The 8323-nt window shown below is 74.2% G+C and carries 8 protein-coding genes and 1 pseudogene; all 9 read right to left on the bottom strand.

The genetic code is table 11. The features are described from left to right. Positions 1–93 precede the first annotated feature (93 nt). Positions 94–1926 carry an ABC transporter ATP-binding protein gene (locus tag QSK22_RS32120; protein WP_285498246.1) on the bottom strand — a complete coding sequence of 611 codons (1833 nt, stop codon included), beginning with the start codon at positions 1924–1926 and terminating at the stop codon, positions 94–96. Next, positions 1923–2474, bottom strand: a complete 552-nt coding sequence (locus QSK22_RS32125) for a TlpA family protein disulfide reductase (RefSeq protein WP_285498247.1) — start codon at positions 2472–2474, stop codon at positions 1923–1925. The genes QSK22_RS32120 and QSK22_RS32125 overlap by 4 nt, the downstream gene beginning before the upstream one ends. A gap of 21 nt (positions 2475–2495) precedes the next feature. Then, positions 2496–3041: a MauE/DoxX family redox-associated membrane protein gene (locus QSK22_RS32130; protein ID WP_285498248.1), complete on the bottom strand. Its 546-nt coding sequence runs from the start codon at positions 3039–3041 to the stop codon at positions 2496–2498. Between the two features lie 4 nt (positions 3042–3045). After that, positions 3046–4068, bottom strand: coding sequence for an MvdC/MvdD family ATP grasp protein (locus QSK22_RS32135; protein ID WP_285498249.1), 1023 nt, complete (start codon positions 4066–4068; stop codon positions 3046–3048). Then, positions 4065–4346 (bottom strand): hypothetical protein, encoded by a 282-nt coding sequence (locus tag QSK22_RS32140; RefSeq protein WP_285498250.1) that lies wholly within the window; start codon positions 4344–4346, stop codon positions 4065–4067. The genes QSK22_RS32135 and QSK22_RS32140 overlap by 4 nt, the downstream gene beginning before the upstream one ends. Continuing rightward, positions 4346–4747, bottom strand: coding sequence for a hypothetical protein (locus tag QSK22_RS32145; RefSeq protein ID WP_285498251.1), 402 nt, complete (start codon positions 4745–4747; stop codon positions 4346–4348). The genes QSK22_RS32140 and QSK22_RS32145 overlap by 1 nt, the downstream gene beginning before the upstream one ends. Positions 4748–4847: 100 nt before the next feature. Beyond that, positions 4848–6965 (bottom strand): AfsR/SARP family transcriptional regulator, encoded by a 2118-nt coding sequence (locus tag QSK22_RS32150; RefSeq protein ID WP_285498252.1) that lies wholly within the window; start codon positions 6963–6965, stop codon positions 4848–4850. Positions 6966–7408: 443 nt separating this feature from the next. Further along, positions 7409–7882, bottom strand: a complete 474-nt coding sequence (locus QSK22_RS32155) for a GNAT family N-acetyltransferase (protein ID WP_285498253.1) — start codon at positions 7880–7882, stop codon at positions 7409–7411. A 106-nt stretch (positions 7883–7988) separates the two neighbouring features. Beyond that, a pseudogene (locus tag QSK22_RS32160) lies at positions 7989–8323 on the bottom strand (hypothetical protein); the annotation flags it as partial.

An 8323-nucleotide genomic window follows, 5' to 3' on the forward strand; every position in this document is an offset into this window, starting at 1 on the left:
GACATCCACCAAGGCGCCCCAACGCCCGAACCGTCACCGAAAGGCGATCCTCGGCATCCGGCCGCACGCGTCCCAACACACCCGCACGGCCGGTCAGGTCGTTGTGAAGGGGGCTTCGTCGGGGGTATCGCGGTAGCCGTTGGCCTGGAGAGTGAACAGGCGGGCGTAGGTGCCGTCCCGGGCGAGCAGCTGTTCGTGGGTGCCCCGCTCGACGACCGCGCCGCCGTCCAGCACCGCGATCGTGGACGCGTCGCGGACGGTGCTGAGCCGGTGCGAGATCAGCAGGCTGGTGCGGCCGGTGCGGTGGTCGCGCAGGCCCCGGTGCACCTCGTGCTCGGCCTCGGCGTCCAGGCCGGAGCTGGGCTCGTCCAGGATGAGCAGGTCGGTGTCGTCGCGCAGCAGGGCGCGGGCGATGGCCACGCGCTGCCACTGGCCGCCCGACAGCAGCACCCCGGTGCCCGGGTCCTCCCACAGCGGCGACTCGAACGTCCGCGACAGCATCGTGTCGTAGCCGCGCGGCAGCGCGGCCAGGGTGTCGTGGCATCCGGCGCGGCGGGCGGCGGCCTCGATGCGGGCGCGGTCGTCCAGCGCGGCCAGGTCGCCGACGCCGATGTTGTCGGCGGCGCTCAGCTCGTAGGCCATGAAGTCCTGGAAGACGGTGCCGATGCGGCGGCGCAGTTCGTCGACGGGCAGGTCCCGCAGGTCCACGCCGTCCCACAGGATGGCGCCGCGGGTCGGGTCGTACAAGCGGCACAGCAGTTTGACCAGGGTGCTCTTGCCGCCGCCGTTGGGCCCGACGAGCGCGGTGGCCTCCCCGGCGGGGATGGTGAGGGTGACGCCGCGCAGCACCCACGGCAGGTCGTCGCCGTAGCGGAACCACACATCGCGCAGCTCGATGCCCTCGCGCAGCCGAGGGACGCTGCGGGGGCGGGAGGGCGCGGGCAGGTCGGGGCCGGCGTCGACGACGTGCCGGTAGTGGCCGAACAGCAGCATGGCCTCGTGCAGGCGGCCCGCGCTGCTGGTCACGATGGTCAAGCCGTCCTGGACGCCCGCGACGGCGGCGACGAACACCGACACGTCGCCGATGGTGAGCCGTCCGGCGCGGGCCGCGTGCACCGCCCACACCAGCCCGCCGGCGGCGAGCAGCGCGCCCAGCAGCCCGTGCGCGCCCTGGACGAGCAGTTCGCGGCGGCCCATGCGGCGCCGGGCGGCGTTGATCCAGCGCAGCTCGGCGAGCATGCGGCCGCCGAACAGGCCGCCGAGCCCGTACAGCCGCACCTCCTTGGCGGCGCCGAGGCTGGTGAGCAGCTGCGAGTAGAACAGCTCGCGGCGGGTGGCGTGGCCCAGGTCGGCCAGCATGCGCGCCCTGAAGCGGCTCAGCCGGATCTGCCCGTGCAGCGCGACGGCGCCCGTCACGGCGACGAGCACCAGCATCCACGGGCTCAGCACGGCGAGGGTGGCGAGGAACCCGGTCACCATCAAAAGACCCTGGACGCCGTCGAGCACGCCGTCGACCACCTCCGACGGTCCGGTCGGGCCCGTGTCGGCGGCCAGCGACAGCCGGTCGTGGAAGTGCGGGTCCTCGAACCGGCTCAGGCCGGGCATGGCGGCGACGGCCTTGTAGAGACGGGCGCGCGCCGTCAGGTCGATGGCCCGCCCCAGCTCGCCCTCGACGTACCGCAGCAGCTGGGACACCAGCACGGAGGCCAGCCCCGCCGCGCCCAACGCCAGGACCGGGGCCGGCAGCGGCGCGCCGGGGACGGCGAGCCGGTCGAGCACCACCTTGGTCAGCCAGGCGACCAGCACCGGCAGGGCGCTGGCCACCACGGCGAGGGCGACGCGCGCCAGCAGCCGGGCGGGGCCCGACGCCCAGGCCAGCTCGACCGCCGACGCCAGGTGGCGCGGGGCCGCCCGGTCGCGGGTCATGCGGACGCCAGGTCGGGGATGCGTTCGGGCAGCGCGTAGCTGGCGACCATCACGTCGTCGCGCAGCACGCCGTAGGCGGGCAGCGCGCCCACCCCGAAGGCGCGCACCAGCGGGCCTCCCTCCTCGCTCTCGGTGAGCACCCGCGCCACCGGCGCGAGCCGTTCGCACAGCTCGCCGACCCCGGCGGAGGTGCCCAGCACCACGGCCAGGACCTGATCGCGGCCACCGGGCGCCGCCTGCGCGCGCTCCAGGAACCCGGGAACGCTGTCCTCGCACAGCGGGCAGCCGGGTGCCAGGAAGCCGATGAGCGTCGTGCCGGTCAGGTCGTCCCGCGTCACCAGCGCGCCGTCGGCGGCGGTCACCGCGAACTCGCCGACGCGGGTGCCGGGCGCGACGTCCAGCGGCGCGGGCTCCGCCGGCCCGCGGGGGCGCCCGTCGGCCAGCAGGCGGGTGTGCTCGCCGAGCCGGCGGATGACGGCCAGCAGCAGCACCGTGTTGACCAGGCACAGCGCGCCGACGGTCGTCACCGCGGCCGTCGCGTACGACATGCGGCCTCCTCACGCTCGGGGCTATCGGGACGGCGGCCCGGACCGGACGGGCCGCACGAGGAACACCAGCTCCTCCAGGTCGATCAGCAGCAGCGCGGCCGCCGCGCCGGCGATCACGGTGAGGGCGAGGGTCTGCCCCGGCGGCGGCGGTCCGGCCGCGGCGGAAAGGACGGCGCCCGCCGCCGAGACCAGCAGCAGAATCACGTTGCGCACCACGTGGACGGCGCCGGGGGGGCGCCGGCCCGCGCCGAAGCAGCGGCACGGCACCCGGACCCGGTTGCGCACCATCCGGGCGACGGCGACGGTGAACACCGCCATCAGCAGCGCCGCCGCCGCCATCGCCGCGCCGGCGCTCGCCGGGAGCGCCGCGGCGACCGCCGTCGCCGCCTCGGCGGCCGCCATCACCGCCGCCACGGGGCCCGCCGCGCGCGGCGGGACCCCGGCGCCGGTCGACAGCCAGCGGCGGAAGTCCGCGTAGGCGGCCCGGCCGGAGAGCTTGGCGGCCGCCGAGAACGCGAACGTCACCGCGACGACCGCCTGCGCGCCCGCCGCCAGGTAGGACGGCACGTCGCTAGTAGCCGATCTGCGTCACCTCTCCCCGTGTGAACGGCCCGCCGCGCATCAGCAGCTCGGCCATGTGGTCGCCGAGGTTCAGGCCCAGGTCGTGCTGCATCCACATGAACTGGCCCGCCGGGTTGACCTCCAGGAAGACATGCTCCCCTTCGGGCGTGACGATGAAGTCCACGGCGGCGTACACCGCGCGCAACTCGGTCAGCAGCTCCTGGGTCTTCTTGACGACGTCCTCGGGCAGCGGCCGGTAGTCGCCGTAGGGCAGCGAGCCGATCTCGCCCGAGGCGCCCCGCCAGTCCACCGCCGTCCGGTCGTCCCGCTGCGAGTCGATCACGACCGGGAAGTAGGTGTTCCCGAGCACGGTCAACCGCACCTCGTAGGCCTTGTCGACGTACTCCTGGAACATGCACATCGTGTGGCCGACCCGGTCGAGATGCTCGTGGATCTCGTCGCCGACCACGGCGGTGAGCAGCCCGCCGGGGAACGCGCCCGGATAGTGGATCACCCCGCCGATCTGCGACTTGTACACGATCGGCCGCTCGGAGCGTTCCACCAGCGCGGCGACCTCCGCCGGGTCGTTGGTCAGCAGGGTGCGCGGCGTGCGCAGCCCCACCCGCCGGGCCAGCTCCAGCTGGTACGGCTTGAGCTCGCCGACCGCGTCGATGTCGGGCCGGTTCACCCACAGGCAGTCGGTGGCGCGCAGGATGCCGCCGATTGCCTGCATGGCCTCCTTGCGGGCGAACAGCCGCTCCGGTTCGCCCATCTCCGGGTCGAACTGGAACGCGGTCGGGCGGCGGTACCACACCGACGTCAGCCGGTCCAGGTCGACCTCGCGGTCGCGGTGCCGCATGATGCGGCGGCGGCCGTCGAAGTCGGAGGTTGTGAACGTCAGCCGGCGCGGGAAGTAGCTGAGGTCGACGCGGACGACCTCGGCTCCCCGGGCCGACAGGGTCTGGATCACCGGGTCGACCGTGGGGTCGAACTCTTGGGTCAGAATGAGGACCCGGGGGGCCGTCGACGTCATGAGCAGGTGTCGTCCCTGCACTTGTCGCTGCCCTGGTAGCAGCTGGTGTTGGTGTTGGTGGCGACGCCGGCGGTGATCGAGCCGGGCGGGAAGACCCAGGTCTGGGTCTGCTCGTCGTAGTGTCCCTCCTCCGGCTTGGCCGGGTAGCCGTCCCAGTGGGAGTACAGGTAGGCCAGCGGCTGCGTGCGCGGGTCGGCCGGCGGCTGCGGTTCGATGCGGTGCCCTTCGATGAACGACAGAGCCGTCTGCAGCGGCTCCCTGGTGAGGGTGTGGGACATCACTGGCTTCCCTTCTCCGCCGGGGTCTTCGGCGGACGTTGCGGGGACGACGGAGGCGACGGCGGGCCGCCGGGCCGCGCCGGCTCTTCACCGGGCGGCGCACCGGCGAAGGGCTCGGTGATCCCGGCGATCCCGGTCACCTCTCCGGAGAACCGCCAGACCAGCTCGACCTCGTCGTAGTGCCCGGCGGTGAACGCCAGGTCGTGCTCCGGCTCGTCCTCGCCGGCCTGCTGGTACAGGTAGCCGAGGGGCGCGCCGGGGGCCAGCCGCCGCTGCTCGCGTAGCCGCGCGGGGACACCGCGGACGATGAGCGAGCCGTCCTGCAATTCCGGTGGATCGAAGCGCAGGAACGCCGGCGGATCGGTGGGTCTGGAGGCCGTCGGACCAGCGTTTTCGATCACGGCTGCAGCATTGCCGATCGGTGCTTTCGCTTCGCTTTCAGTTCGCTCTCAGCCCGTCGGCACGCAAACGCCCAGGTCAGGGGCGTGCAGGCGCTGCCGGTCAGGCGGGCATGCCAAGGAGGGCGAGGCGGCCGGTCCGGTCGCCGCCGCGGTCGGCGGCGGCGAGGCCCATGCGCAGAACGCGGCGGCGCTCGTCGTCGCGGCCGAGCCGGGCCAGGAACGGCAGCGCGGCGCCGGCCAGCGCCACCGTCAGATCGTCGTGGCCGTGCTCCCACGCCTGCTCCAGGGCCGCGCGCACCGCATCGGACTCGGCGTCGTACCAGGCCTCGGGGCGTTCCGGCAGCGGGACGCGGTAGCCGGCCGCGCGTGCCGGTCCGGCGTTGCGCGTGGACGTGCCGAACAACCGGGCCCCGATCTCGTCGAGCAGGTGCAGCCATCCGCCGAGCAGCCGCCGCACGGCCGCGTTCCGCGCCGTGCGCGGCTCGGTGGCGCGGGCACGTTCGGCGGCGTAGAGCCGCAGCAGGTCGCAGCGGGCGTAGCGGGGCTGCCCGGCGGCGTCGTCCCCGAGCGGGTCGAGCAGGCCCGCGTCGGCGAGCGTCTCCAGGTGCGCCGTCGCGGTGTGCACCGGGACGTCGAGCAGGGCGGCGGCCGTCCACGCGGCGAAGTCGGGCGTGCGCAGCAGGCCGAGCAGCCGGAACGCGCGGCGCGGCGCCGCGTCCAGGGCGCAGTACGCCGCGTCCAGGCCGGGGCGGACGGCCAGCCCGTGCGCCTCCAGCGCGTCCAACCTGCCGTTCTCATCGCGCAAGGCGGCGGCCAGCCGTGCGGGGCTCAGCGCGGGCCGGGCCGCCATGCGCACCCCGGCGACGCGCACGGCCAGCGGGATGCGGTCGCAGAACCGGACGATCCGCGCCGCCGCCGGGTCGTCGGCCAGGCCGTCGCGGCCGCCGACCCGGCCGAGCAGCCGGACCGCGTCCGGCCCGTCCAGGCCCGTCAGCCGGATCTGGCGGGCCCCGGCGAGGCCGCCGAGGAACGTGCGTCCGGTGACCAGCACGGCGGAGCCGGACGACCCGGGGATCAGCGGACGCACCTGGGCCTCGTCCACGGCGTCGTCGAGGATCACCTGGACGCCGCGGTCGGCCGTCAGCGACCGGTAGAGCGCGGCGCGGTCGTCGAGCGCGTCGGGGACGGCGGCGTCGGCGGCTCCGAGGACGCGCAGGAACCGGCCCAGGACGTCACGCGGGTCGACCGGGCGGCCGTCCGGGCCGCGCAGCCCGGCGTACAGCTGCCCGCCGGGGAACAGCGCGGCGGTGCGGTGCGCGACGTGCACGGCCAGCGCGGTCTTGCCGATCCCGGGCATCCCGTTGATCATGAAGACGAGGGGGCCGCGCCGTGCCGTCAGCATCGGCTCGCTGATCGCTGCGGTCTCCGCGGCGCGGCCGGTGAAGTCCGGCACGTCCGGCGGGAGCTGCCGGGGCACGGGCCGCAGGCGCCCGCCGCCCCGCAGCGCGGCCGCATGGGCGCTGCGGATCTCCGCGGACGGGGCGATGCCCAGCTCGTCGGCCAGGCGCCGCCGCACCCGCTCGACCTGACGCAGGGCCTCGGCGGGCCGTCCGGCCGTCGTCAGCAGCCGGACGAGCGCGGCCTGCAGCGGCTCGTCGTAGAGCGCGGCCGCGGCGACCTCCCGCACCAGCGGTACGGCCTCGGCCTGGCGGCCCAGCCGGCACGCCAGGTCGGCGAGGGCCGCCGCGCAGTCGACCCGCGCCTGCTCGAGCGCCCAGACGACGGGGTCGGCGTCCAGCCCTTCGGACCGGCCGCCCAGCACCGGCCCGCGCCACTCGCCGAGCGCGGCGGCCAGCAGCGACATGCGCCGCCGCGGGTCGGCCGCCGTCTCGCCCTCCCGCACCCTCCGGGTGAACCGGGCGACGTCGACGGTGTCGTCCGGGACGGCGAGCCGGTACCCGGACCCGGTGTGCTCCAAGGTGCAGGCCGTCCCCGCGACACCGCGCAGCCACCCCCGGAGCCGGTGCGCGGCGCACTGCAGCCCCCGCCGGGTCCCCTTGTCGGCGCCCCAGGCCAGCGTCAGCAGCCGCTCCTCGCCGACGACCTCGCCCGGGGTGAGCGCCAGCACGCCGAGCAGGGCGCGCACGCTCGGTCCCGGCAGCGGGACGGGCCGGCCTTCGCTGCGGACCACCAGATCGCCCAGGATGAGGATCTCCACCACGGCGCGCCTCTCGCCGACCCCGGTCGGGGGTGCCCCTGCTGGGACCGTCACCGTCGCCGATCAGGCGCGGTCGACGATCATGATGAAGGTAGATTGGTTCGCTCACCCGGGCAAGGCCGCGCCGCCAGGAAGGTCCATCTGCCGGACGGCCCACGGCCCGGCCACGTTTCCTCTGCGGCAAGGCGTCTGATCTCGGTGTTGTACTCGCCCTGCGGCGCCGCGACGTCCGGCCCTCTCGACCGGATGTGGCCCGTAACCGCTTTCGGTCATCCCGCGTGGATACCGGACAGCTGCGAACGGCGCGCGCTGCCCCGGCCGATCCACAGCCGCAACACCGACGCACGCGGCGCCACCTTCTGCGACACCGCCGAGCGAACCCACTGGTCGCGCTTCGCCCGCCGCATCAAGCGCGCCCGTCACGCCCACCAGGGCAGCCGGAATCACCGCCCTGACGGCTCACGCCGCATTCTGATCTTGATGTCGCCGTCGCCGTGCCGTCCCACCTCGCGCAGCCCGAGCCGCTGGTACAGCGCGTACGCCCGCCGGTTCACCACCAGCACGTCCAGGACGAAAGGCACGCCCTTCCGCTCGGCCTCGTCCACCAGCGCACGGATCAGCCGTGTCCCGATCCCGCGTCCCTGGTACTCGGGAAGCACCTCGATGCGCCCCAGATAAATGTGGTCGGCATGGCGATCGACGCTGATCATGCCGACGTCGGCCCCGCCCGCGGTGATCACCTGCCAGCGCGCCGGGTCGTACTGCCGCTCGTGGTACTCCCGCTGCGCCCGTTCCTCCCACCCCCAGATGGCGTCGACATACTCCTTCATCGCCGCCTTGTGCAGCCGATAGCAGAACTCCCCGTCCTCGCTCGTCGCCTGCCGCAGCCCGACCTCTTCCACATCTTCACTGTGCACCGCGGCAGATTAGGCAGATTTCACCGCCGCCCACATGCCATCTCTTGACACTCCAGCGGCCTGAGCTGTGCAGCTCAGGCCGTGCTGGATGTTCGTGCTCGTTGTGTCAGTTGAACAGTTCGTCGGCTGAGGAGATCGTGGCGGCTCGTCGGACCCATGTCTCCAGTCGCTGGAGATCCATGCATGCGAGGACCCGCTGCCGCTGCTCGTCCGTCACCGTGATGCCGCGGGCCTCCAGGATCAGCAGCAGGCTCCTGGCCTCCCCTTCGATCCTGCCCTCGGCGATCCCTTGGGCCTTGCCTTCAGCGATCCCTTGGGCCTTGCCTTCGGCGATTCCTTCGGCGATCCAGGCTTGGGCGTCTTCGCTGTACCAGCGGGATGCGGTCTTCATCTTCTCCCTCAGGGTCTTGCGGGCCGCCTCGGGGAGCAGGGCGCTCACCC

It is taken from the genome of Actinomadura sp. NBRC 104425, assembly GCF_030269545.1.
GTDB classification, from domain to species: Bacteria; Actinomycetota; Actinomycetes; order Streptosporangiales; family Streptosporangiaceae; genus Spirillospora; species Spirillospora keratinilytica.

Coding starts and splice junctions, on each gene's coding strand:
- QSK22_RS32125 (WP_285498247.1), bottom strand. CDS start 2,474: ATGTCGTACGCGACGGCCGCGGTGACGACCGTCGGCGCGCTGTGCCTG.
- QSK22_RS32140 (WP_285498250.1), bottom strand. CDS start 4,346: ATGTCCCACACCCTCACCAGGGAGCCGCTGCAGACGGCTCTGTCGTTC.
- QSK22_RS32120 (WP_285498246.1), bottom strand. CDS start 1,926: ATGACCCGCGACCGGGCGGCCCCGCGCCACCTGGCGTCGGCGGTCGAG.
- QSK22_RS32135 (WP_285498249.1), bottom strand. CDS start 4,068: ATGACGTCGACGGCCCCCCGGGTCCTCATTCTGACCCAAGAGTTCGAC.